At 73.7% G+C, this 24,587-nt stretch carries 19 protein-coding genes and 1 pseudogene; 6 read left to right on the top strand and 14 right to left on the bottom strand.

Features of this window, described 5'->3' with window-relative positions; all coding sequences use genetic code 11:
- The first annotated feature begins 90 nt into the window (after positions 1-90).
- From AB0O40_RS22785 to AB0O40_RS22770, 4 genes are all read left to right on the top strand, one after another.
- The gene (locus AB0O40_RS22785; RefSeq protein ID WP_365044601.1) at positions 91-1,071 is read left to right on the top strand and encodes a fatty acid desaturase; all 981 of its coding nucleotides are present in this window, start codon (positions 91-93) and stop codon (positions 1,069-1,071) included.
- A complete protein-coding gene (locus AB0O40_RS22780; protein ID WP_365044598.1) occupies positions 1,068-1,742 on the top strand; it encodes a TetR/AcrR family transcriptional regulator in 675 nt (224 codons plus the stop codon). Before AB0O40_RS22785 ends, AB0O40_RS22780 begins: the two co-directional genes overlap by 4 nt.
- A gap of 194 nt (positions 1,743-1,936) precedes the next feature.
- Positions 1,937-3,664: a VCBS repeat-containing protein gene (locus tag AB0O40_RS22775; RefSeq protein ID WP_365044595.1), complete on the top strand. Its 1,728-nt coding sequence runs from the start codon at positions 1,937-1,939 to the stop codon at positions 3,662-3,664.
- Positions 3,665-3,755: 91 nt separating this feature from the next.
- Positions 3,756-5,492, top strand: a complete 1,737-nt coding sequence (locus AB0O40_RS22770) for a VCBS repeat-containing protein (RefSeq protein WP_365044592.1) — start codon at positions 3,756-3,758, stop codon at positions 5,490-5,492.
- Between the two features lie 88 nt (positions 5,493-5,580).
- Here AB0O40_RS22770 and AB0O40_RS22765 read toward each other — a convergent pair whose 3' ends face one another.
- Together AB0O40_RS22765 and AB0O40_RS22760 are read right to left on the bottom strand one after the other, a co-directional pair.
- Positions 5,581-5,952 (bottom strand): glyoxalase, encoded by a 372-nt coding sequence (locus AB0O40_RS22765; protein ID WP_365044589.1) that lies wholly within the window; start codon positions 5,950-5,952, stop codon positions 5,581-5,583.
- On the bottom strand, positions 5,952-6,821 hold the full coding sequence (locus AB0O40_RS22760; RefSeq protein WP_365044586.1) for a trans-aconitate 2-methyltransferase: 870 nt from the start codon (positions 6,819-6,821) through the stop codon (positions 5,952-5,954). The genes AB0O40_RS22765 and AB0O40_RS22760 overlap by 1 nt, the downstream gene beginning before the upstream one ends.
- Before the next feature lie 130 nt (positions 6,822-6,951).
- Between AB0O40_RS22760 and AB0O40_RS22755 the strand changes: the two genes are divergently transcribed.
- Positions 6,952-7,449, top strand: coding sequence for a MarR family transcriptional regulator (locus AB0O40_RS22755; protein WP_365044583.1), 498 nt, complete (start codon positions 6,952-6,954; stop codon positions 7,447-7,449).
- On the opposite strand, the gene AB0O40_RS22750 is transcribed toward AB0O40_RS22755, so the two are convergent.
- The 12 genes and pseudogenes from AB0O40_RS22750 to rsmI all read right to left on the bottom strand — a co-directional run bounded on the left by AB0O40_RS22750 (position 7,408) and on the right by rsmI (position 22,710).
- Entirely contained in the window at positions 7,408-8,163 is a 756-nt protein-coding gene (locus tag AB0O40_RS22750) for a response regulator transcription factor (RefSeq protein ID WP_365044637.1), read from the bottom strand. The genes AB0O40_RS22755 and AB0O40_RS22750 overlap by 42 nt on opposite strands.
- Before the next feature lie 506 nt (positions 8,164-8,669).
- Entirely contained in the window at positions 8,670-9,647 is a 978-nt protein-coding gene (gene galE, locus AB0O40_RS22745) for a UDP-glucose 4-epimerase GalE (protein ID WP_365044580.1), read from the bottom strand.
- A 113-nt stretch (positions 9,648-9,760) separates the two neighbouring features.
- The gene (locus AB0O40_RS22740) at positions 9,761-10,489 is read right to left on the bottom strand and encodes a response regulator transcription factor (RefSeq protein ID WP_365044577.1); all 729 of its coding nucleotides are present in this window, start codon (positions 10,487-10,489) and stop codon (positions 9,761-9,763) included.
- Between the two features lie 147 nt (positions 10,490-10,636).
- A complete protein-coding gene (locus AB0O40_RS22735) occupies positions 10,637-12,448 on the bottom strand; it encodes a PQQ-binding-like beta-propeller repeat protein (protein WP_365044574.1) in 1,812 nt (603 codons plus the stop codon).
- 34 nt (positions 12,449-12,482) lie between these two features.
- The gene (locus AB0O40_RS22730; protein ID WP_365044571.1) at positions 12,483-14,189 is read right to left on the bottom strand and encodes a PQQ-binding-like beta-propeller repeat protein; all 1,707 of its coding nucleotides are present in this window, start codon (positions 14,187-14,189) and stop codon (positions 12,483-12,485) included.
- A gap of 150 nt (positions 14,190-14,339) precedes the next feature.
- Positions 14,340-16,139 (bottom strand): ABC-F family ATP-binding cassette domain-containing protein, encoded by a 1,800-nt coding sequence (locus AB0O40_RS22725; RefSeq protein WP_365044568.1) that lies wholly within the window; start codon positions 16,137-16,139, stop codon positions 14,340-14,342.
- 129 nt (positions 16,140-16,268) lie between these two features.
- Complete coding sequence (locus AB0O40_RS22720; RefSeq protein WP_365044565.1) at positions 16,269-17,189, bottom strand: 4-(cytidine 5'-diphospho)-2-C-methyl-D-erythritol kinase; 921 nt, start codon at positions 17,187-17,189, stop codon at positions 16,269-16,271.
- Positions 17,186-18,079, bottom strand: coding sequence for a 16S rRNA (adenine(1518)-N(6)/adenine(1519)-N(6))-dimethyltransferase RsmA (gene rsmA, locus AB0O40_RS22715; protein ID WP_365044562.1), 894 nt, complete (start codon positions 18,077-18,079; stop codon positions 17,186-17,188). Before rsmA ends, AB0O40_RS22720 begins: the two co-directional genes overlap by 4 nt.
- Positions 18,076-19,155: pseudogene (locus AB0O40_RS22710) on the bottom strand (ubiquitin-like domain-containing protein); the annotation flags it as partial. The gene rsmA and the pseudogene AB0O40_RS22710, both read right to left, overlap by 4 nt.
- A gap of 1,080 nt (positions 19,156-20,235) precedes the next feature.
- A complete protein-coding gene (locus tag AB0O40_RS22705) occupies positions 20,236-21,105 on the bottom strand; it encodes a TatD family hydrolase (RefSeq protein WP_365044559.1) in 870 nt (289 codons plus the stop codon).
- A gap of 10 nt (positions 21,106-21,115) precedes the next feature.
- The gene (locus AB0O40_RS22700; protein ID WP_365044634.1) at positions 21,116-21,541 is read right to left on the bottom strand and encodes a hypothetical protein; all 426 of its coding nucleotides are present in this window, start codon (positions 21,539-21,541) and stop codon (positions 21,116-21,118) included.
- Between the two features lie 269 nt (positions 21,542-21,810).
- On the bottom strand, positions 21,811-22,710 hold the full coding sequence (gene rsmI, locus AB0O40_RS22695) for a 16S rRNA (cytidine(1402)-2'-O)-methyltransferase (RefSeq protein WP_365044556.1): 900 nt from the start codon (positions 22,708-22,710) through the stop codon (positions 21,811-21,813).
- Positions 22,711-22,852: 142 nt separating this feature from the next.
- Here rsmI and AB0O40_RS22690 point away from each other — a divergent pair, with 142 nt between their 5' ends.
- Complete coding sequence (locus AB0O40_RS22690; RefSeq protein ID WP_365044631.1) at positions 22,853-24,520, top strand: phospholipid carrier-dependent glycosyltransferase; 1,668 nt, start codon at positions 22,853-22,855, stop codon at positions 24,518-24,520.
- Positions 24,521-24,587: the final 67 nt, after the last annotated feature.

Genomic DNA, 24,587 nt, shown 5'->3' with positions numbered 1-24,587 from the left:
GGTTACGGATCCGTAGCCCGGCCCGAGCCGCCGGGGGCCGGTCCGCACACCCGGCAGTCGCCGCTTCCCAACCCTGTCAGGGGATGACTCATGACCATGAGCCCGGATGTGATCGAAGACGCCCCCGGGGCGGACGGCGGGGCGCCGCCGTCCGCCACTCTGGGCGGTGAGAACAAGCGTTCGATCGAACAGATCGCCCTGCTCGTCTTCATCACGGTGCCCTTCCTGGCGCTGCTCGCGGCGATCCCGCTGGCCTGGGGCTGGGGCGTCAGCTGGCTGGACCTGGGCCTGATGACCTTCATGTACTTCCTGGCCTGCCACGGGATCACCATCGGCTTCCACCGGTACTTCACCCACGGCTCCTTCAAGGCGAAGCGGCCGCTGCGGATCGCCATCGCGATCGCCGGCTCGATGGCGGTGGAGGGGCCGCTGGTGCGCTGGGTGGCTGACCACCGCAAGCACCACAAGTTCTCCGACGCGGAGGGCGACCCGCACTCGCCGTGGCGGTTCGGCGAGACCCTGCCGGCGCTGATGAAGGGCCTGTGGTGGGCGCACATCGGCTGGCTCTTCGACGAGGAGCAGACCGACCAGCTGAAGTACGCCCCGGACCTGGTCAAGGACCCGGCGATCCGCCGCATCTCGCGCGACTTCATCTACTGGACGATGCTCTCGCTGGCGATCCCCCCGCTGGTCGGCGGACTGGTCACGATGTCGTGGTGGGGCGCCTTCACGGCGTTCTTCTGGGGCTCGCTGGTGCGGGTGGCGCTGCTGCACCACGTCACCTGGTCGATCAACTCGATCTGCCACGCGGTGGGCAAGCGGCCCTTCAAGTCCCGGGACCGCAGCGGCAACGTGTGGTGGCTGGCGGTGCTCTCCTGCGGCGAGTCCTGGCACAACCTGCACCACGCCGACCCGACCTCGGCCCGGCACGGCGTGCTGCGCGGCCAGATCGACTCCAGCGCCCGGCTGATCCGCTGGTTCGAGCAGGCCGGCTGGGCCCATGACGTGCGCTGGCCCTCGGACGCCCGGATCGAGGCCCGGCGCAGGGAGAATGCCGCGAACGCGGCATGATGGGTGACGTGGCGATCGACGGCGGTACCCCCAGCAACGACAAGCCCCGGCGCGGCCGCCGGGTCCGGATGACCGGCGCGGAACGCCGCCAGCAGCTCCTGGACATCGGTCGCACCCTGTTCGCGGAGAAGGGCTTCGAGGGCACCTCCGTCGAGGAGATCGCCGCGAAGGCCGGGGTCTCCAAGCCGGTGGTGTACGAGCACTTCGGCGGCAAGGAAGGCCTCTACGCCGTCGTCGTGGACCGGGAGATGCGCCAGCTGCTCGAGGGGGTGACCGGGGCGCTGACCGCGGGCCACCCGCGGGAGCTGCTGGAACAGGCCGCGTTCGCCCTGCTCGACTACATCGAGACGTATACGGACGGATTCCGGATCCTGGTCCGGGACTCCCCCGTCGCGCAGTCCACGGGCACCTTCGCCTCGCTGATCAGCGATATCGCCACCCAGGTCGAGGACATTCTGGGCCTGGAGTTCAAGGCGCGCGGATTCGACCCGAAACTGGCTCCTTTGTACGCGCAGGCGCTGGTCGGCATGGTGGCCCTGACCGGCCAGTGGTGGCTGGAGACCCGCCGCCCGAAGAAGGCCGAAGTCGCCGCCCACCTGGTGAATCTCGCCTGGCACGGCCTGGACGGCCTGGAGGCCAAGCCCCGGCTGGTGGGGCACCGCAAGAGCTGACGGGGGCCGGTCCGGGCCGCACTGGCCTGGACCGGTCGTCGGCAAAAGGTTGTACGGGAAATCGCTTCTTTTTGCGGAAGCGACGGGGTTAACCTCCTGTGACTCACCGAGGGACCCGCCGGCCCGCGTGCATCTCGCACGCCCGTTCCGCTCGCCCGTCCCCCGGCGCACCACGATCGTCCCGGGGGGGACCTTTGAACTCACTGCGGCACTCCGCGCGTGCCGCCGCGCGGCGGGGACTGCTGACGGCCTGCACGGCCCTCGCCCTGTCCGCGGGCACGCTGCTGCCGGCCGGCCCCGCCGTCGCGGACGGCGGGCGCCCCGCGCTGCCCGCCCTGCGCCTGCTCCCGCCGCAGCACGGCGGCCCGGCCGCGGCCGGCTACGCCGCCGGGGCGGCCGCGGCCACCGTGAAGCCGCGGCTGGACGCGGACCGCGACGGCCGTCCCGACGCCCTCTTCCGGGACGCGGACGGCCGGGTGGGCGTGACGCTGTCCACGACGGGGCAGCAGGTGGACTTCAACATCCAGACCACCGACATGGCCGAGGTCGCCAAGGACATCGTGCCGGTCGGCGACCTGGGCGGGGACAAGAACTCCGAGCTGCTGACCCTGTCCGGCTGGGGCATCCTCTCGCTGCACAGCACCACCGGCCCGTACAACGCGGGCCGCCGCACCTGGGCCGGCGGCGGCTGGGGCGCGTACAACAAGCTCCTGGCGCCGGGCGACCTGACCCGCGACGGCCGGCCGGACCTGCTGGCCCGCACCCCGTCCGGCAGCCTCTACCTGTACCGCTCCACGGGCGCCCTGACCGGCGAGCCCTTCGCCCCGCGGGTGTACGTGGGCGCGGGCTGGGGCGCGTACGACCAGCTGGTCGGCGGCAACGACCTGGACCGGGACGGCATCGGCGACCTGCTCGCCAAGACGCCCACCGGCGACCTGTACTTCTACAAGGGCACCGGTTCGGCCACCGCGCCGTTCCGGGCCCGGGTCAAGGTCGGTCCCGGCTGGAACGCCTACAACCAGCTCGCCGGCGCCGACGACCTGGACGGCGACGGCCGGGCGGACCTGGTCGCCCGGGCCTTCGACGGCACCCTGTGGCTCTACCGGTCCACCGGCAGCGGGGTCTTCACGGCCCGCGCGAAGTACGGCACCGGCGGCGAGGCCCTGCGGTTCCTGGGCGGCCACGGCGGCGTCCCGGACTACGGCAAGCACAGCGTCCTGGCCCGCGAGGCCGACGGGCAGCTGTACGAGTACCTGGAGCTGGCGAACGGCACCTTCCGGCGCCGCGCCTCCGCCGGCTACGAGCACGCCTTCACCGGCCGCCCGGTGGCCGCCGCCGGGCTGGACCTGCGCGACGAGCCGCACCTGCTGCGGCTGGGCACCGACACCGTGCACGACTACGACACCGAGGCCGACCTCACCGGCGACTGGACCGGTGCCAAGCTGCTGCTGGGCGTGGGCGACCTCACCGGCGACGGCAAGGGCGACCTCCTCACCCGCGACGCCGCCGGCGTCCTGTGGCTCCACCCGGGCGACGGCCGCGGCCTGGCGACGACCGCCCGGGTGCGGGTCGGTCCCGGCTGGAACGGCTACGACCGGCTGCTGGGCGCGGGTGACTTCAGCGGCGACGGCCGCACGGACCTGATCGCCCGGGACACCGCGGGACGCGTCTGGCTGTACACCGGCACCGGCTCGGCGGCGGCGCCCTTCGCGGCCCGCGCCCAGATCGGCACCGGCTGGGGCGGCTACGACGAACTCGCCGCGACCGGAGACCTCAACGGCGACGGCCGGGCCGACCTGATCGCCCGGGACACCACCGGGACCGTCTACCGCTACACCGCCACCGGCCTGGCCGGCACCGCGACCTTCGGCCCGCGGGTCAAGCTCGCCACCGGCTGGGGCGCGTACACGCACCTCGGCTGACCGGCCGGCCCCGTCGGCGGGCCGGCCGCAGCACCCCTCAGCACCGCACCACACCCCCGAACCACCGTCCCCGGAGGGACCCTTGTCCGTCATGCACAGCACCACCCGTCCCCGTCGCCTGGCGCGGCTCGCGGCCTGCACCGCCCTGGCCCTGTCGGCCGGCGCCCTGCTCACCGCCGGACCCGCAGCCGCCGTCGACGGCCGGGCGGACCGCACCGCCGTCTCCGACGCGGCCGCGCAGCCCTCGCTGACGCTGCCCGCGCGTGCGGACCACGCCGCGGCCGGCTACGCCACGGCCGCGGCCGCGGCCAAGCCCCGGCTGGACCTGGACGGCGACGGACGGCCCGACTGGGTCTGGCGCGGCGTGTGGGGCTTCTGCGGGACGTTCCTGTCCGGCTCCTCGAGCAACAAGTCCACCGAGTTCACGATCTACCACGACACGCTCGAGACCGTGAAGAACATCATCCCGGTGGGCAACGCGGGCGGCTCCTCCCGCCCCGAGCTGCTGACGCTGTCCTTCGACGGGCGCCTCTCCCTGCACCCCACCACCACCAAGGGCGCCGGCGCGCCGACCTGGTCGGGCTACGGCTGGACCGCCTACAACCGCGTGGTCTCCGCGGCCGACCTGAACCGCGACGGCCGCCCCGACCTGCTGGCCCGCACGCCCTCGGGCGACCTGTACCTGTACAAGGGCACCGGGAACCTGCAGGACCCCTTCGCCCCGCGCATCAAGGTGGGCCCGGGCTGGGGCGGTTACGACCAGCTGGTCGGCGCCGGCGACCTGGACCGCGACGGCGTCGCGGACGTGCTGGCCCGCACCGTCGACGGGGTCCTGTACTACTACAAGGGCACCGGCTCGGCCACGAAGCCGTTCAAGTCCCGGGTGAAGGTGGGCCCGGGCTGGAACGCCTACAACCAGATCATCGCGGCGGACGACGTGGACCGCGACGGCAAGACCGACATCATGGCCCGCGCCTTCAACGGCAAGATCTACTGGTACTTCTCCACCGGCAACGGCCACTTCACCCCCCGCTACGACGCGGGCAGCAACTGGCAGGACGTGGAGTTCATGTTCGGCTCCGGCATCACGCCGGTGCTGGGCCGCCACAGCCTCCAGGCCCGGGACGGCGCCGGGAAGATCTACGAGTACGTCGGCCAGACCGACGGCAACTTCTTCCCGCGCACCGAGACCAAGTACGCGCCCATCGAGGCCGGCGCGTCGATGATCTCGGCGTCCGGGCTGGACAAGTTCAACTGGGCCACCGCCGTGCAGGTCAAGGGCGACGGCACCGCCAAGCTCCCCTACCCGTCCGGCGACAGCCCGCTGACCGGCCTGCGCGCCGGCGCCAAGCCGGTGGCCGGTCCGGCCGACCTGACCGGCGACGGCCGGGGCGACCTGCTCAGCCGCGACGCCGCGGGCGTGCTGTGGCTGAACCCGGGCACCGGCTCCCGGACCGCCTTCAAGACGGCCGTGAAGGTCGGCGGCGGCTGGGGCGTCTACAAGAACCTGGTCGGCGGCGGGGACGTGACCGGCGACGGCCGGCCGGACCTGATCGCCCGCGGCACCGACGTGCTGTACGTCTACCCGGGCACCGGCTCGGCCTCGAAGCCGTTCGGCACCCGCTTCAAGGTCGGCGCGGGCTGGAAGCAGTACGACCAGCTCGCCTCCCCCGGTGACCTGAACGGCGACGGCCGCGCGGACCTGGTGGCCCGGGACTCCGCCGGCAAGCTGTGGCGCTACGTCGCCACCGGCAAGCGCGGCAGCTCGACCTTCTCGGCGCGCGGCCTGATCGGCGGCGGCTGGAACATGTACGCGGGCCTGTCCTAGCCGCCGGCAGGACGGCTCCCAGAGCCCAGTGAGGCGGCGGCCCCGCCCCCGGAGACCGGGGGCGGGGCCGCCGCCTTTCCACGGGCGCTCAGCCCGTCTGCGCCAGCGGCTCCAGGAACTCGAGGCGGTTGCCCACCGGGTCCTCGGAGTAGAAGCGCTTGTGGCCCGGGAGGTCGTCGTCCCAGACGACCTTGGCCCCGCGCTCCTCCAACTGCCCCGCGTACGCCTCTATGCCACTCACCCGCAGCCCCGGGTGGGCCTTGCGGGCGGGGCGGAAGTCCGCCTCGACGCCGAGGTGCAGCTGGACCGGTCCGGCGGCGAACCAGCAGCCGCCCCGGGCGGCGAGGACCGGGGGTTTGGGGATCTCCACCATGCCCAGCACCCCTGTGTAGTAGGTCCGGAGCAGGTCCTCGGACCCCGGCGGGGCGGCGAGCTGGACGTGGTCCACGGCGACGAGCATCAGTCCTCCTTGTGTGCGACGACGAAGATCCTGCGGAACGGGAAGACCGTCCCCCGGGGTCCCGGCGGGTAGGCCCCGCGCAGCACGTCCCGGTACTGCTCCAGGAACTCCTCGGTGGCCTTCGGGTCGCCGTGCAGGGCGGTCAGGACCGGCCGCAGGGCCGTCCCCTTCACCCAGTCGAAGACCGGGTCGGGGCCCTGGAGCAGCTGGTGGTAGGTGGTCTCCCAGACGTCGGTGGTGCAGCCCAGCTCGATCAGCCGGGCCAGGTACTCGGCCGGTTCGAGCAGGTGGACGTACCGCTTGCCCTGGCCGCCGAGGCGGTCGCGCCAGCGCGGGGTCTCGCAGAGCGCGGAGAGCAGGGAGTGGCTGGGCGCGGTGTAGTTGTCCGGCACCTGGAAGGCGAAGGTGCCGCCGGGCGCCAGGGCGTTGACCCAGGCCGGGAAGGACCCGGGGTGGCTGGGCACCCACTGGAGCGCGGCGTTGGAGACGATCAGGTCGAAGGGCTCGGCGGGCATCCAGCGGGCGATGTCCGCGTGCCGGAAGTCGAGGGTGCCGCCGCCGGGGGTGCTGCCGGCGTGCTCGTGCTCGGCCCGGGCGAGCATTTCCGGCGAGAGGTCGAGCCCGGTGATGTGGGCGTCGGGCCAGCGGTCGGCGAGGAGGGCCGTGACGTTCCCCGGTCCGCAGCCGAGATCGGCGATGCGGGGACGGCGGCCCGTGTCCGGGAGCTCCGGTATGCGGGCGAGCAGGTCGTGGAAGGGGCGGGCGCGGTGTCCGGAGTGCCGCAGGTACTGCTGCGGGTCCCAGACGGGCGGCGCCTGCGGGGTGACCGTGATCGCTGTAGAGCTCGTGGACGCGGTATCGGAATGCATGTTCGAGCCTCCCTACTGGCTGGGCGAACGGAAGCGGAAGCCGTTCCGGGCCCTCCATGCCCCATGGTCGGCAGAAATATATCTTGATGTCAAGAGACTTCATGTCGACAGACCCCTTACACTGATCGGCATGGAGGACGAGGTCGACCGACTGGTCGCGGCATGGCGGCGGGAGCGCCCTGACCTCGACGTGGAACCGCTCGAAGTGCTCAGCCGGGTCAGCAGGCTCGCGCGCCACCTCGACCGGGCCCGTCGGCTTGCCTTCGCCGAGCACAGCCTGGAGCCCTGGGAGTTCGACGTCCTGACGTCGCTGCGGCGCGCCGGCGCGCCCTACCAGCTCTCCCCCGGCCAGCTGCTGACCCAGACGCTGGTCACCTCCGGCACCATGACCAACCGCATCGACCGGCTGGCCAAGAAGGGCCTGGTCGAGCGGCTGCCCGACCCCAGCGACCGGCGCGGGGTGCTGGTCCGCCTGACCCCCGAGGGGCGCGACCGGGCGGACCAGGCCCTGGCCGGGCTGCTCGCCCAGGAGCGGGCGATCCTGGCCCAGCTGCCGCGCGCCCAGCGCACGGAGCTGGCCGGGCTGCTACGCCAGCTGACCGCTCCGTTCGACAACATCCCCGGGTAGGTCCACCGGCCGCACCCCGGCCCGCCGGGCCAGTGCCACCGCCGCGAGGGTGGAGTGCACGCCCAGCTTCCCGAGGACGTTCTGCATGTGGGTGCGGACCGTGTGCGGGGACAGGAAGAGCCGGGCGGCCACGTCCTTGCGGTTGAGCCCGGCCACCATGCAGCGCAGCACTTCGTGTTCGCGCGGGGTGAGGGAGTCCACCAGCCGCTCGCTGTCCGTGCGGTGCTTGCGGGCGGCCGTCAGCTCCCGCAGCACGCCGGTGAGCAGCGCCGGCGGCAGGTGCGTCTCCTCCCGCAGGACGCCCCGGACGACCGCCAGGAGGCGGGAGAGCGAGCAGTCCTTGGCCACCCAGCCCGAGGCGCCGGCCTGGAGCGCCAACGCGGCCCGGCGGGGGTCGTCCCGCTCGGCGAGGACCACCGTACGGACCGCCGGCTGGGCCCCGCGCACCCCGGCGACCAGGGAGATCCCGTCGGCGGGGCCGCCGGCCTGGCCGTCCGGGACCCGGGCGGACCCGGCCACGGCGCCGAGGTCGGCGTCGACCAGCAGGACGTCGAACCTGCGGCCTTCGGCCGCCGCGCGGTCCAGGCAGCGCAGGGCCGCCGGACCGCTGCCCGCCGCGGACACGTCCACGTCGGGCTCGGCGGCCAGCGCGGCCGCGAGCGATTCGGCGAAGATGCGGTGGTCGTCCACCACGAGGACCCGGATACGAACCACAGACACCCCCAGAGGGACGGGGAACGGACCGGAGGCGGGTACGACGCCCGGCACGGAGCGGGTGCTGCGCGGTCCGGAGTCACGGCCGCCGCCGCAACTGGACTGCTACCCCGGTCCGGACGCCGTACCCGACTGTCTCGACCCCTGAAACGGCACCGGCCCCCACCGGTGCTGAGCATCAGCGTACGGGTGCCGGCGCCCGGCGGTTGGCCGAATCCCAGAAGTTCTCCGGGCACTTTTTCCGGCGGCCGTCGGAGAACTCCCTCGAACTACATGGTGTGTTCACCGACCGACCTTTCGGACCGGCCCGCTCCGGGTCTCCCGGATGGCTGAAAACCGCCGGTATACAACGGACCGCCCACGAGCGGGTGCACGGGGAGCACTACACGCCGCGTGTGTGCGCCGGGCGCCCGCGCGCGGGCACGGAGACGGCGCGCCGATCGGCGCACGCGCCCGCTCTGCGCCGGGGTTTCACCGCCCCGCACCCGCGTCGGCCGGCAGCGGCGCTACTCCCCGTCCTGGGCCTCCGCCTCGCGGCGCAGCGCGAACTCCCATGCGTCGGACACGATTCCGGCGAGGTCCGAGCGCCGGGGCGTCCAGCCCAGCCGCTCGGCCGCGGTGGCCGCGGAGGCCACCAGCACCGCCGGGTCCCCGGCCCGCCGCTCGGCGACCACCTCGGGGATCTCCCGGCCGGTCACCTTGCGGACGGTGTCGATGACCTCGCGCACCGAGAAGCCGCTGCCGTTGCCCAGGTTGCACACCAGGTGCTCGCCCGCGGTGGCCGCGGCGAGCGCGGCCAGGTGCGCCTCGGCGAGGTCGGCGACGTGGATGTAGTCGCGGACGCAGGTGCCGTCCGGGGTCGGGTAGTCGTCGCCGAAGACCGAGATGGACGCCCGCTGCCCCAGTGCGACCTGGAGCACCAGCGGGATCAGGTGGGTCTCGGGGTCGTGCCGCTCGCCGTACTGCCCGTAGGCGCCGGCGACGTTGAAGTACCGCAGGGAGACCGCGGCGAGGCCGTGCGCCGCGCACTCGCCGGCGATCATGTGGTCCACCGCCAGCTTCGAGGCGCCGTACGGGTTGGTCGGGGCGGTCACCGAGCGCTCGGTGAGCAGCCCTTCGGCGGGCTCGCCGTAGGTGGCCGCGGTCGAGGAGAAGACCAGGGTCCGCACGCCCGCGGTGCGCATGGCGGCCAGCAGCTCCAGCGTGCCGCCGACGTTGTTGGCCCAGTACTTGCCCGGGTCCGCCACCGACTCGCCGACCTGCGAGGAGGCCGCGAAGTGCAGCACCGCGTCGAAGGAGCCGTCGAGGTACCGCGCCGCGTCCTGGATCCGCCCGTCGATCAGGGCCGCGCCGGCCGGCACGCCCTTGCGGTGACCGGTGGACAGGTCGTCCAGGACCGTGACCTCATGCCCCGCTTCCAACAAGTGCGCGGCGACCACGCTGCCGACGTATCCCGCACCGCCCGTGACGAAGTACTTGCTCACTCGCTCGCTCCCAGTCCCTGTCGCTCCGTGGCCCAACTGACGGCGCCACAATGCCAGAAGGGACTGTGCGGCCGCTGTGGCGCGGAGCGTGCGGGCGGGTCAGCGCCGGGGCGTCACTCCCGCGGGCCCGGCTGGGCCGGGATGGTGGCACTGCCGGTCCCCGGTCCGTCCGGGAAGGGCAGGGCCGCGCGGTCCAGCAGGCCGGTCCGGGCGGCCAGCGCGGCGGCCTCGAGCCGGGAGCCGACGCCGAGCTTCATCAGGACCCGCTGGACGTGGGTGCGGGCGGTGCTGGGGGCGATGCTCATGCCGGCCGCGATCAGCCGGGTGTCCTCGCCCTCGGCGACCCGGACCAGCACCTCGATCTCGCGCGGGGTGAGGAGCCTGAGCAGCCGGCCGGCCTCGTCGTCGGGGGCGGCGGCCGGGTTGAGCAGTTCGGCGAAGGCGCCCTGGAGCAGCTGGGGGGCGACCGCGGCCTCCCCGGCCCGGGCCTTGGCCAGGGCCCGCTCCACGCCCTCGATGCGCTCGTCGTGGCGGACGTACCCGGAGGCGCCGGCGGCGAAGGCGGCGGCGATCCCGCGGGGGCTGGGCACCGGGCCGAGGACCACCACGGCGATCTGCGGGCGCTCGCGCTTGATGCGCACCACGGGCTCGAACACGCCCGGCTCGGCGGGCGAGGCGGTACCCAGCAGGCACACCTCGGGGGCGCGGCTGATCACCAGCTCGGCGGCCCCGGCGGCCGGGGCGGCCGCGGCCAGCACGCGGTGCCCGCGGAGCTTGAGCGCGGAGGCGAGCGCCTCGGCCAGCAGCCGGTGCTCGTCGACCACCATGACCCTTACACCCATCAGGTGCCCCCTACCCTTCTGCCCCGGCAAGCTACACGCTTGTTCGACGCCGCGCTCCGGTTACCGGCGAGAAGCCCCCGGAAGGGCGCAGGGGCGCCGTCCGTTGCCGGACGGCGCCCCTGCGGACCTCTGGTGGTACGGGCCGGTTCAGCCCGTCTTGAAGGCCACGATGATGTAGTCCTTCTCGGCCGTGCTCGAGTACGGCTTGTCGATCATCGTCTCGGAGATGAACAGCCGGCCCTTGGAGTAGCGGAACTCCGCGTACGAGTCGGAGAACTTGTTCTCCGGGTTGGACAGGGTCTTGTCCGCCGGATTGCGCATCAGGAGGGTCGGCTTGAAGGTCTTCCCGTCCAGGCTGATGATCTCGCCGCCCGTGTCGTAGTCCGCCTTCTTGTAGGCGATCAGGTTCGGGCCGTCCATGCGCAGCGGGAACATGGTCGTGTCCCCGCCGGCGTCCGCGCGGTCGGTGGTCTGCTTGCCGGTCGCCAGGTCGAAGGAGACGATCTCGTTGGACTTGTCGTACGAGCCGGACTTGACCTCGTGCTCCTCGGTCGGGACGTAGACCCGGCCGTTGCCCACCGCGATCTTCTGGCAGGACTCGACCTCGGTGCCCTCGCACTTGGCCGCGTACAGGTCGCTCTTGAGCGGGATGCGCTGGAGGAGCTTGCCGGTGCGCCAGTCGATGGAGAAGAGGTCCGAGATGCCGCTGCCGTCGCCGGCCTGCTCGCCGACGTCGGCGGCGACCACCAGGGGCTTGCTGGAGACGATGCTGGCCCACTCGATGCCCGGGGACATCCGGTAGGTGGAGAGCGGGGCGCCGGTGCGCGGGTCGAGGGCCTGGACCTCCAGGTAACGCGCGTCGGGCTGGCCGCACTTGCGGACCGTCGCGAGGCCGGGGCCGCCGGCGTAGCCCATGTCGTAGCAGGCGTCCGCGGTGATCTTGGGGAGCCAGAGGTTCTTGCCGTCCGCCAGGTTCCACGCGGCGCCGCCGCGCAGGCCGCCCGCGGCGACGGTCTGCCCGCTGATGGTGATCTTGCGGAACTCGATCTTCTGGTCGCCGCCGGTCTGGCCCTTGGCGGAGCCCTTCCACACCAGCTTGCCGGTCTCGACGTCGAACACCGCGACCTCGGTGCACGGCTGGTAGCCGTACTTGCCCACGCGCTTGGCGGGTTCGTACAGGAAGGCGGCCCTGCCGTCCTCGGAGGCGGTGCGGCTGGCCGCGCACACCTGGCCGGGCAGCGGCAGGGTCCACTTGGGCTTGCCGGTGGCCGCGTCGTACCCGACGATCTTGAGGACGTCGGTCTTCGCGTAGGTGGCGTCGGTCAGCCAGGAGCCGTCGACCTTCACCAGATCGGTGATCTTGGGGATCTGGAGGGCCATCAGCATCTTCGAGGCCGGGTCGGCCGGGGCCTTCTCGACCGCGGGGCCGACCGGGGCGTCCGCGCCGCCGCCGGCGGGCTGCGCCGAGGAGGAGCCGGAGGGCTTGGCGCCGCCGCCCTTGGCGTCCGTGCCGCCGTCGTCCTTGCCGACGTACCAGAGGCCGCCGCCGACGATGGCGGCCACCGCCACCACGGCGGTGACGACGATCGCCAGCCGGGCCTTGCGGCCGTCGCCGGCCGGCTTGGGGGCCGGGGCGCCCGGGCCGTACATCGGCTGGGTGGCAGGGGCTTGGGAGTACGGGCCGGGCTGGGCCGGCGGCTGGCCGTAGGGGGCCGCGGGCTGGCCGAAGGGAGCCGTCGGCTGGCCGTACGGGCCGGGCTGCTGACCGTAGGGACCCTCCGCGGGCTGCCCGTACGGACCGGGCTGCTGCGGGTAGCCGTAGCCGTCCTGCGGGGGCGCGGCCGGCGGCTGGCCCGGCTGCTGGGGCGGCTGGCTCGGCGGCGGCGGGGCACCGAAGCCGGCCCGGGGGTCCTGGGGGGCGCCGAAGCCCTCGCTGGGCGGCTGGGGCGGGGTGCTCATGGCGTGGTTACCTCTCGGTGGCGGTGGGCGGCGCTCACTTGCCGAACACCATCATCAGCTTCTCCTGCACGTCGTCCTTGCCCGTCAGGTGCGTGACGGACAGGAAGAGACGGCCGTCGGCATAGGCGATCTGCGGTTCGTAGAAGGACTTCTCGACGTCCACGGACGCGGCGGAGGACGGGTTGCGCAGGACCGCCTTCGGCTTGCCGCCGCCCGTGAGGGAGACGACCTCGCCGCCCTTGCCCTCGACGGCCTTGCGGTAGGCGTAGACCGTGCCGCCCTGCGCCGTCATCGGCTGGAGGGTGCGGCCCGCGCCGGCGGTCGAACGCCACTTCTCCTTGCCGGTGGTCAGGTCGAAGGCGACCACGGCGTTGTCGGAGTCGTCGGCGGTCGGGAAGTAGAAGGTGTTGCCGTCGACCACGGGCCCGTAGCAGCTCTGCAGGTCGCGGGTGACGAGGGACCAGCCGCAGTCGGTGGCGAACTGGCTCTTGCTCTTGATCTGGGCGCGGATCTTCCCGTCCGTGCCGAGCACGATGATGGCGCGCTTCTTCTTGTCGTCGTTGTTCAGGTCCACGACGACCGGGTCCACGGAGTAGACCTTGTTGGCGCGCCAGCCGTCGGGCGCCTTGTACGTCCAGTTCACCTTGCCGGTGACCGGGTCGAGGCCCTGGATCTGCTCCTTGCGGACGTCGCCGACCTTGACCGTGCAGTTGGCGACCGCGACGAGCCTGGTGCCGCCCGCGTAGGCGTCGGGCAGGCAGTTGCCGGTGGCCTTGACGAAGAGCTTCTTGCCGTCGCTGACCCGGAAGGCGCTGGAGGGCCCCATGCGGCTGACGGTGACGGTGTCCCCGGTGATCGCCATGCCGGGGGTGGTCATGATGTCGAACATGCCCTCTTCGGGGATGTCGTGGCTCCAGCCGGCGGTGCCGGTCTTCAGGTCGAGCTGGCGGAGCTGGTTGCACTTGGCGTTCTTGGAGGTGCCGTTCTTGAAGGCGAGGACGACCTTGCCGTCGGCGGTGGTCTGCCGCGGGGTGCCGCAGATGTCGCCGGTGAAGGGCACGGTCCAGCGGGGCTTGCCGTCCTTGACGGCGTATCCGGTGACGGTCCGGTAGACGACCTTGACGACGGTGTCGCCGACCACCCACATGACGGGGGCGTCGGCGCCGCCGCCCGGCACGTCCTGGTCGTTCATCTTCAGCCAGAGGACCTTGTCCTCGCCGGGCTTGCGGTCCGCGTTCAGGTCCTCGCCGGCCTTGCTGCCGTCACCGTCGCCGTTGCCCTCGTCCACCGTCGGGGAGGCGGAGGGCTTGGCGTCGCCGCTGGCCTGGGCGACCGGGAGCTCGGCGTCCTTCTTGTCGCCGTCCCGGCCGAAGGCGAAGTACGCGCCGGCGCTGATGACCAGGATGCCGGCCAGGGCCGCGGCCAGGATCACGGTGCGCTTCTTGCGCGGTCCGGCGGGCGGCGCGGGCGGCGGCGGGAAGCCGGGGGCCTGGGGGAAGCCGGGGGCGCCCTGCGGCGGGCCGTAGGGGCCCGGCCGGCCGTACGGGGCCTGCCCGGGCTGGGCGTAGGGGGCCGCGGCGGGCTGCGCATAGGGGTTCTGCCCGTCGGGCTGCGCGTACGGGTTGGGCGTGGCGCCGGGGTAACCGGCGGGCGGCGGCGGCTGGTTCGGCGGCTGGGGCGGCTGGTGCGGCGGCTGCGGGGCCCCGTAGCCGCCGGGAGGCTGGGTGGGCGGCGTGGTCATCAGCGCATACCTCGGCGTCGGTGGTTCGGGCAGGGGGGCCACTCTTTCTACCACCCGTTCGAGACACCGAACGGGCCGGTTCAGCCCCTGTACCAAAGGGCGAACCGGCCCGTGACACGGCCGTTATCGGACGCGGCCGGAAGCCGCCGGTCAGACGTCCTCGGCGAGCTCCAGCCACTTCATCTCCAACTCGTCGCGCTCCGCGATCAGTTCACGGAGCTCCGCGTCGAGCTTGGCGACCTTCTCGAAGTCGGTGGCGTGGTCGGCGATCTGGGCGTGCAGGTTGGTCTCGCGGTCCGAGATCTTGTTGAGCTGGCGCTCGATCTTCTGCAGTTCCTTCTTCTGGGCGCGGCTGTCGCCGGCCGGCTTGTCCTTCGCCGCGGCGGCCGGGGCCGGCGCCGGGGCGGCGGCCTCGATCATCCTGGCCCGGCGCTCCAGGTACTCGTCCAGGCCGCGCGGCAGCATCCGCAGGGCGGCGTCGCCGAGCAGGGCCATCACCGTGTCGGTGGTGCGCTCGATGAAGAACCGGTCGTGGGAGATCACGATCATCGAGCCGGGCCAGCCGTCGAGCAGGTCCTCGAGCTGGGTCAGGGTCTCGATGTCGAGGTCGTTGGTGGGCTCGTCGAGGAAGAGGACGTTGGGCTCGTCCATCAGCAGGCGCAGGATCTGCAGCCGGCGGCGCTCGCCGCCGGAGAGGTCGCCGACCGGCGTCCACTGCTTCTCCTTGGTGAAGCCGAACTGCTCGCAGAGCTGGCCGGCGGTCATCTCGCGGCCCTTGCCCAGGTCGACCCGGTCGCGGACCCGCTGGACGGCCTCCAGGACCCGCAGGGACGGGTCGAGTTCGCCGACCTCCTGAGAGAGGTAGGCCAGCTTGACGGTCTTGCCGACGGTGATGGTGCCGGCCGCGGGCTGGGTCTCGCCCTGGGTGCGGGCGGCCTCGGCCAGGGCGCGCAGCAGCGAGGTCTTGCCGGCGCCGTTGACGCCGACCAGGCCGATCCGGTCGCCGGGGCCGAGGTGCCAGGTGAGGTGCTTGAGCAGCAGCTTCGGGCCGGCCTCGACGGAGACGTCCTCCAGCTCGAAGACGGTCTTGCCGAGGCGGGAGTTGGCGAACCGCATCAGCTCGCTGGTGTCGCGGGGCGGCGGCACGTCGGCGATGAGGGCGTTGGCGGCCTCGATGCGGAAGCGCGGCTTGGAGGTGCGGGCCGGGGCGCCGCGGCGCAGCCAGGCCAGCTCCTTGCGCATCAGGTTCTGCCGCTTGCTCTCCTCGGTGGCGGCGATCCGGTCGCGCTCGGCGCGGGCGAAGACGTAGTCGCTGTAGCCGCCCTCGTACTCGTGGACGTCACCGCGCTGCACGTCCCACATGCGGGTGCAGACCTGGTCGAGGAACCAGCGGTCGTGGGTGACGCAGACGAGGGCCGAGCGGCGGGTCTGGAGGTGGCCGGCCAGCCACGAGATGCCCTCGACGTCGAGGTGGTTGGTGGGCTCGTCGAGGACCAGGAGCTCCTGCTCGGCGATGAGCAGCTTGGCGAGCGCGATGCGGCGCCGCTCGCCACCGGAGAGGGGGCCGATGACGGTGTCCAGGCCCTGGCCGAAGCCGGGCAGGTCCAGGCCGCCGAAGAGGCCGGTGAGCACGTCGCGGACCTTGGCGTCGCCGGCCCATTCGTGGTCGGCGAGGTCGCCCACGATCTCGTGGCGGATGGTCGCCTTGGGGTCGAGGGAGTCGTGCTGGGTGAGCACGCCCATCCGGAGGCCGCCGCTGTGGGTGACCCGGCCGGTGTCGGGCTCCTCCAGCTGGGCGAGCATGCGGATGAGGGTGGTCTTGCCGTCTCCGTTGCGGCCGACTACCCCGATCCGATCCCCTTCGGACACGCCGAGGGAGATGCCGTCGAGCAGGGTGCGGGTTCCGTACACCTTGCTGACTGCCTCGACATTGACCAGGTTGACGGCCATCCACGCGCTCCAGGGAAGGGGATCGATCAGCCCCTCAGCCTAACCCGCTGCGACCCGCCCGCCCGCTCCGTCCCACCCACCGGTCCCGCCCCGGGGGCGGGTGGGGGTGGTGCGGCCGGCCCAGCGGGGTCAGGAGACGACGGTGGCGCCCGGGGAGGGGGAGGTGGCGGTGCGGGCGGTGCGGCAGGTGCCGGAGGCGAGGAGGGCGGCGGCGACCTTGTCGGCGGACTCCGCGTCGGCGGTCAGGAAGGCCGTGGTCGGGCCGGAGCCGGAGACCAGGGCGGCCAGGGCGCCCGCGCCGAGCCCGGCGTCGAGGGTGTCCGCGAGCTGCGGCCGCAGCGAGACGGCCGCGGCCTGCAGGTCGTTGGCCAGGACGGCGGCCAGCGCATCGGCGTCGCCCGCGGCCAGGGCGGCCGGCAGGCCGGGGTGGGCGGCGGGCACCGGGATCTCGCGCCCCTCGGCCAGCCGGTCGAACTCGCGGAAGACGGCCGGGGTGGACAGGCCGCCGTCGGCCATGGCGAAGACCCAGTGGAAGGTGCCGCCGGTCTCCAGCGGGGTCAGCACCTCGCCCCGGCCGGTGCCGAGCGCGGCCCCGCCGACCAGGCTGAAGGGCACGTCGCTGCCCAGTTCGGCGCAGATCTCCAGGAGTTCCGCGCGGGAGGCGCCGGTGCCCCAGAGGGCGTCGCAGGCCAGCAGGGCGGCGGCGCCGTCGGCGCTGCCGCCGGCCATGCCGCCGGCGACCGGGATGTCCTTGGCGATGTGCAGGTGGACCCGGGGCTCGATGCCGTACCGGGCGCCGAGGAGTTCGGCGGCGCGGGCGGCGAGGTTGGTGCGGTCCAGCGGCACCTGGGCGGCGTCCGGGCCGCTGCAGGTGACGGTCAGCTCCTCGGCCGGGGTGGCGGTCACCTGGTCGTACAGGGAGACCGCGAGGAAGACGTTGGCCAGGTCGTGGAAGCCGTCGGGGCGGGCGGCACCCACCGCCAGCTGGACGTTGACCTTGGCGGGGACCCGTACGGTGACGGGGCCCGCGGCGGGTTGCGCGACGCTCACAGGGCGGCCTCCTGGGGGGCGGGCTTGTGCTCGGCGATCCGGGCGAACTCCTCGACCGTAAGGGACTCCCCTCGAGCCTGCGGGGAGATCCCGGCGGCGACCAGGGCCTGCTCGGCGCCGGCGGCGGAGCCGGCCCAGCCGGCGAGGGCGGCGCGCAGGGTCTTGCGGCGCTGCGCGAAGGCCGCGTCGACCACGGCGAAGACCTCCCGCTTGGTGGCGGTGGTCTTCACCGGCTCGGCGCGCTTGACGAGGGAGACCAGCCCGGAGTCGACGTTGGGCGCGGGCCAGAAGACGTTGCGGCCGATGGCGCCGGCCCGCTTCACCTCGCAGTACCAGTTGGCCTTGACGGAGGGCACGCCGTAGACCTTGTTGCCGGGGCGGGCGGCGAGCCGGTCGGCGACCTCCGCCTGGACCATGACGAGGGTGCGCTCGATGCTCGGGAAGCGGTCGAGCATGTGCAGCAGCACGGGTACCGCGACGTTGTACGGCAGGTTGGCGACCAGCGCGGTGGGGGCCGGTCCGGGCAGTTCCTGGACGAGCATCGCGTCGGAGTGCACCAGCGCGAAGCGGGCGGCCTTGGCCGGCAGCCGGGCCTCGATGGTGGCGGGCAGGGCGGCGGCCAGGACGTCGTCGATCTCCACGGCGGTGACGTGGTCCGCGGCCTCCAGCAGGGCCAGCGTCAGCGACCCCAGGCCCGGTCCGACCTCGACGACCGTGTCCTCGGGCCGGACCTCCGCGGTGCGGACGATCCGGCGCACGGTGTTGGCGTCGATGACGAAGTTCTGGCCCTTCTGCTTCGTCGGGCGGACGCCCAGGACCGCGGCCAGTTCGCGGATGTCGGCGGGTCCGAGGAGGGCGTCGTTGCTGTCGTGCTGTTCAGGGGTGCTCACCGGTAAAGCCTACGGCCGCAGTGGGGCCACGGACTCGCCCCCCGCTGCACGTAGAGCTTCTTGGCCCGGTAGGTCTGCTCGGAGCCGCTGGCGTCCTGCGGGCGGCCGCTGCCGCCGAGGGACTGCCAGGTCTGTACGTCGAACTGGTAGAGCCCCCCGTACGTGCCCGAGCCGTCGACCGCGCCGGGGCGGCCGCCGGACTCGCAGTGCGCCAGGGAGCCCCAGTCCAGCCCGTCGGCGCCGGCCACCGAGGTGGGCAGCGGCCGGGTGCCGACCCGGATCCGCTGGGTGACCGGCTCGCGCACCACCTCCTCGGCGATCCGGCGGGGCCGCTGGCGGACGCCGTTGACGGTCCGCAGGGCGTAGGTGACCCGGCGGGCGCCCTGTTTGCCGGTCCGCTCGACCACCTCGGTGCCGGCGAAGAGCTCGTCGTCGGTGACCTTCTCGGTGCGGTACGGGATGAGCTCCTCGCGGACCTCCCGGGTGCCGGTGATGCGCAGCACGGTGACGGTCTGGCCGTCGCGGGGGAAGGAGCCCGGCGGGACGGAGGTGGTGTCCTGGCCCTGGAGGGAGATGCCGGCCTGGTCCAGGGCCTCGCGGACGGTGGCGGCGTTGGTGCGGACGGTCCGCTCGCGGCCGTCGGCGAGGAAGGTGACGCTGCGCTCGGTGCGCACGCTCAGGCTCATCCCGCGGCGGGTGATGGGGGTGCTGCGGGAGGCGGAGAGGTAGGCGCCCTCGGCGCGCACGCCGAGCTGGCGCAGGGCCGCCTCGACGGTACCGGCGGTGGTCCACACCCGGCGGCGGGTGCCGTCGAGGGTGAGGACGACGGGCCGCCCGTACCGGACGACCACCTCGTCGCCGTCGGCGAGGGGGCTGCCGGGGGCGGGGGCGACCAGGTCGTGCTCGCCGACGCCGACGCCCTGCTGGCCGAGGAGTTCGGTGACGTCGTCGGCGAAGGTGTGCATGGTGCGCGGGACGCCGTCGACGGTGAGCCGGACGGCCTTGTCGCTGGCCACGAAGGCGGAGGTGCCGCCGGCGAGGAAGGCGACGACGAGGGCCTGCGGGACCAGCCGGCGCCAGGTGCCGGGGCCCTTGGGGCCGGCGGCCCGTCTCGACCGGGCGCCCGCGGGCGGCGCGCCGCCGGGGGCCGTGGCCTCGGCGCCCGCGCCGGCCCGGCGGCCCCGGGTGCCGTCCGGCCCCGCCGTCCGGTCAGCCCGCCGGCCGCGCGGGGCGCCGGGTGCCCCGGCCCCGGGGTTCTCCGGTGCTCGCCGGGTGCCGGTACCCGCTCCGGAGGCCTTGCCGCGGCGGGCGGCGGCCCGTCGGCCGGGGCCGGGCCGGGCGGGCGGGGCAGCCCCGGGGGATGGCTCGGCGGGGGCGGCCTGCGGCGGGACGTCGGCGCGGCCGGACCTGCGGCGGCGGGCGGCCCGCCGGTCGGGTTCGGTGCGCGGGGCGGGCACCTCCGCGGTGCGCCGGCGGCGGCCGCTGCCGGGGGCGAGGGCGGCCTCGTACGGGTCGGCCCCCGGGGGGTAGGCGGCGGGCAGGGTGTCGGCCTCGGCGAGCCGGGCCGCGTCCGCGGGGCCCGGGTAGCGCCCGTCGGGCAGCGGCTCCGCCGTGGCGAGCCAGTCGGCCGCCCCGGGCTGCGGGTCCGGGGGGCCGGGGTAGCTGCCCGGCGGCAGGGGTTCCGCGGAGGCGAGCCAGTCGGCCCCGGCCGGGTACCCGCTCGCGGGCGGCGGTCCCGCCGGGGCGAGCCAGTCGGCGGCGGTGGCGAGCCGGTCCGCGACCGACGGCGGCGGCCCGCCGGGCTCAGGCAGGCCGGACCCCGGTCCCGGGTGGCCGCCGGCGGGTGCGCTCGCGACGCCCGGCCAGTCGGTCCAGTCGCCCGGAGCGGGTGCGGGGACGACCCCCTCGGCCGGCCCCGGGCCGGTGGCGAGCCAGTCGGCCGCGGTGGGTGCCGGGTACCGGGCGTCCGGCGGCGGGCCCGCCACGTCGGGGTAGCCCGCGGACGGCACCGCCCGGGCTCGACGACTGCCCTGCCCATCGGTCACGACGCGCTCCCACCGGTCCTGGCCCCCCGCCTGGGGACGGGCACGGGACACTAGCGGAGCGACCGTCACTCACCAAAGCGGCACGACCACGGAGAGTGCCGAACGCGCGTTTCAGTAGGCGAAGGCGCGGGCGGTGTTGGCGGCCAGTGCCTCGGCCATCGCGTCCTCGGTGATGCCGCGGACCGCGGCCATCGCCCGGACCGTGACCGGAATGAGATAGGGGGCGTTGGGCCGTCCGCGGTACGGCGCGGGCGTCAGGAAGGGCGCGTCGGTCTCCACCAGGACCAGCTCCAGCGGGGCGACGGCCAGGGCGTCGCGCAGGTGCTGGGCGTTCTTGAAGGTCATGTTGCCCGCGAAGGACATGAAGTAGCCGGCCTCGGCGCACTCCTTCGCCATCTCGGCGTCGCCCGAGTAGCAGTGGAAGACGGTGCGCTCGGGCGCGCCCTCCTCCCGCAGGATGCGCAACACGTCCGCGTGCGCCTCCCGGTCGTGGATGACCAGGGCCTTGCCCCGCCGCTTGGCGATCTCGATGTGGGCGCGGAAGGAGCGCTCCTGCGCGGCCATGCCGTCGGGGCCGGTGCGGAAGTAGTCGAGACCGGTCTCGCCCACGGCCTTGACGTGCGGGAGCGCGGCCAGCCGGTCGATCTCGGCCAGCGCCTCGTCGAGGGCCGGCTCGCCGCCGGGCACCCGGGCGCCCTGCCGGGACCAGCCGTCGGGGTCCCCCAGCACGATCCGGGGCGCCTCGTTCGGGTGCAGGGCGACCGCCGCGTGGACGGCGTCGTACTGCGCGGCGGTGTCGGCCGCCCACTGGGAGCCCTTCACGTCGCAGCCCACCTGGACGACGGTGGTGACACCGACCGAGGCGGCCTTGCGCAGGCCTTCCTCGACCGTGCCCTCCTGCATGTCCAGGTGGGTGTGCGAATCGGCGACCGCCACGCGGAGCGGCTCGGGCAGCGGCGGCGGGGCGTCCTTCGGGCTCATACGGACGATCTTATGAGGAACGGAACCGCCTCATGAGGCGGGCCAGCCAGCCGCCGCCCGCACCGCGGTCCTCCTCGGTCACCGGCACCGGTCCGGGTGCCGGGTGCGCGGTGCCGCCGCGGGCCTGCCGGGGCGTCCGGTCCCGGCGGGCGAGCCGTTCGCGCTCGTGCTCGTCGACGGTCGCGGGCACCGGGCCGGCGATCCCGGGCGCGATCCGGCGGTGGTGGTAGAGCTGGTCGAGCATGCCGAGCACCGAGGAGACCTGACCCTCCCGCATGATCCGCACCACGTGTCCGCCACAGTTCATGCAGGTCGGGTTGGACAGCGGCGACGGGACGCGCTCCCCCTGGACCGTGTAGATGATGAAGGGCTGGCCCTTGCCGTCCACGTGGTGCTCGATCTCGTACGACTGCTCCCAGCCGTACCCGCACTTCATGCACGCGAACGAATAGGCCTCGCGGACCGTGGCTATGCCGGTGTCCACGGGACGGGCGGCCGTGACCGGGGCCGCTGCGGGGACGGGGGTGTCTGCGATCTCACTCATGCCAGCTCCTCTGGTTCCGCTGGTGGCACTAGCCAGTGGACGCCTCTTCCGGCGGGAGCGCATCAGGCCCTGTCGACTTATGGACGGACTTTGGGCAGTACATGCCCAAAGTGCCCGGTGCGCGGCCTAATCTTTGCTTTTCAGGTTAGTCCTTTACCGTCTTACGGCACCTTCTGAGCCGCATTCTTTGCCGCCACGACCGCGTCGAACACCTCGCGCTTGGGTAGCCCTGCTTCCACCGCCACGGCCGCGATCGCCTCCTTGCGGCGCTCCCCCGCCTCCTCGCGCACCTGCACCCGGCGCACCAGCTCCGCGGCGTCCAGCTCGGCCGGTCCGGTCTCGGGGGCGCCCTCGACGACGACGGTGATCTCGCCGCGGACCCCCTCGGCCGCCCAGGCCGCGAGCTCCGCCAGCGGGCCGCGCTTGACCTCCTCGTACGTCTTGGTCAGCTCGCGGCAGACGGCGGCCCGGCGCTCGGCGCCGAAGACCTCGGCCATCGCGGCGAGGGTGTCGTCCAGCCGGTGCGGGGCCTCGAAGTAGACGAGGGTGCGGCGCTCCTCGGCCACCTCGCGCAGCCGGCCCAGCCGCTCGCCGGCCTTGCGGGGCAGGAAGCCCTCGAAGCAGAAGCGGTCCACCGGCAGTCCGGACAGCGCCAGCGCGGTCAGCACCGCGGAGGGCCCCGGCACGGCCGTCACCTTGATGTCCTGCTCCACCGCGGCCGCGACCAGCCGGTAGCCGGGGTCGGAGACCGAGGGCATCCCCGCGTCGGTCACCAGCAGCACCCGCGCGCCGCCTTCCAGCGCCTCGACCAGCTCGGGGGTGCGGGCGGACTCGTTGCCCTCGAAGTAGGAGACGACGCGTCCGGAGGTGTGGATGCCCAGCGCCCGGGTCAGTCCGCGCAGCCGCCGGGTGTCCTCGGCGGCGATCACGTCGGCGCCCTGGAGCTCGGCGGCCAGCCGCGGCGGCGCGTCGGCGATGTCGCCGATGGGCGTGCCGGCGAGCACGAGCACCCCGGCGGAGTTCGGCTGGGGACGGCTGGGCTGGGGCTGCTGATCTGTCACCCCTCCATCCTCGCAGCCCGGAACAGGGGTCTCACACAGATGTGTTCCCTACGATGACCCGGTGACCAGTACCGCGACGCCCCAGCCCAGCCCCGCGGGGGCCCCGCCCGGCCCGGCTGACCCCACCGGACCCGAGAGCCGGCTGGACCGGCTGCGCCGGTTCGGCTACGTGCCCGCGCCGTCCGCGCTGGTGGACGTACGCGACCGGCTGGTGCCCCCCTACGCGCAGGCCTCTCCTCGGCTCTGGGCCTCGCTCGGGATCTCCGCGGCGGGCGGGGAGCGCGCCGGGCGGCTGCTGGCCTGGGCCGGCCCGCTGCTGGTGGCGCTGGTCGCGGGGGTGGTGCGGTTCGTGCACCTGGGCAGCCCCAAGGCGGTGATATTCGACGAGACGTATTACGCCAAGGATGCCTGGGCGACCATCAAGCAGGGGTACGAGGCCAGTTGGCCCAAGGAGATCGACAAGTCGATCATCCGCGACCCGTCCGGCCTCGCGCTGCCGCTGGACCCGGGGTACGTGGTGCACCCGCCGGTGGGCAAGTGGGTGATCGGCCTGGGCGAGTGGATGTTCGGCCTGACGCCCTTCGGCTGGCGCTTCATGACCGCGCTGCTGGGCACGGTGTCGGTGCTGATGCTCTGCCGGATCGGGCGGCGGCTCTTCCGGTCCACCTTCCTGGGCTGCCTGGCGGGGCTGCTGATGGCGGTGGACGGGCTGCACCTGGTCATGAGCCGGACGGCCCTGCTCGACCTGGTCCTGATGTTCTTCGTGCTGGCGGCCTTCGGGGCGCTGCTGATCGACCGGGACAAGGCGCGGGCCCGGCTGGCGGCGGCGCTGCCGCTGGACGAGGACGGCCGGGCCCGGCCGGACTCGGTGGTGGCCGAGACCCTGCGGCTGGGCCGGCGGCCCTGGCGGCTGGTGGCGGGCGTCTGCCTGGGCCTGGCCTTCGGCACCAAGTGGAACGGCCTGGTGGTGCTGGCGTTCTTCGGCATCCTGACGGTGGTCTGGGACGTCTCGGCGCGCCGGGTGGCGGGCGCGGGCGCCCCCTGGGTGGCGATGCTCAAGCGGGACGCGTTCCCGGCCTTCCTCTCCACCGTCCCGGTCTCGCTGGGCGTCTACCTCGCCTCCTGGACCGGCTGGATCCTCAGCCCGGACGACGGCAGCGGCGGCTACTTCCGCGACTGGTCGGCCAAGCAGGGCGGGGTGTCCTGGCTGCCGGACTGGCTGACCAGCCTGTGGCACTACGAGACCGAGGTCTACAAGTTCCACGTCAACCTCACGGCCGGCCACACCTACGAGTCGAACCCGTGGAGCTGGCTGGTCCTGGGCCGGCCGGTCTCCTACTTCTACGAGTCCCCGGCCCCGGGCGCCGACGGCTGCCCGGCCTCGACGGCGGGCAAGTGCGCCCGCGAGGTGCTGGCCCTGGGCACCCCGCTGCTGTGGTGGAGCGCCTGCTTCGCCCTGCTGTACGTGCTCTACCGCTGGTTCTTCCGCCGCGACTGGCGGGCCGGCGCGATCGCCTGCGGGGTGGCGGCCGGCTACCTGCCCTGGTTCAACTACCAGGAGCGGACCATCTTCTACTTCTACGCGGTGGTCTTCGTCCCGTACCTGTGCCTGGCGGTGGCCATGATGATCGGCGCCCTCCTGGGCCCCGCCCACGCCACCGAACGCCGCCGCACCGTCGGCGCGGTCGGCGCGGGCGTCCTGGTCCTGCTGATCGTGTGGAACTTCATCTACTTCTATCCGATCTACACAGGTCAGAGCATCCCCCTGGACTCCTGGCGCAACCGGATGTGGTTCGACACCTGGGTCTGAGCCGCGCGTCCTGAGTAGGAATACTCAGGACACCGCGACCCCCCTCCGCTATTTTGATCACGTTCAA

It is taken from the genome of Streptomyces sp. NPDC089919 (genome assembly GCF_040684615.1).
GTDB lineage: Bacteria > Actinomycetota > Actinomycetes > Streptomycetales > Streptomycetaceae > Streptomyces.
Note: the sequence above shows the minus strand (reverse complement) of the source record. Positions and strands in the feature narration are given on the sequence as shown.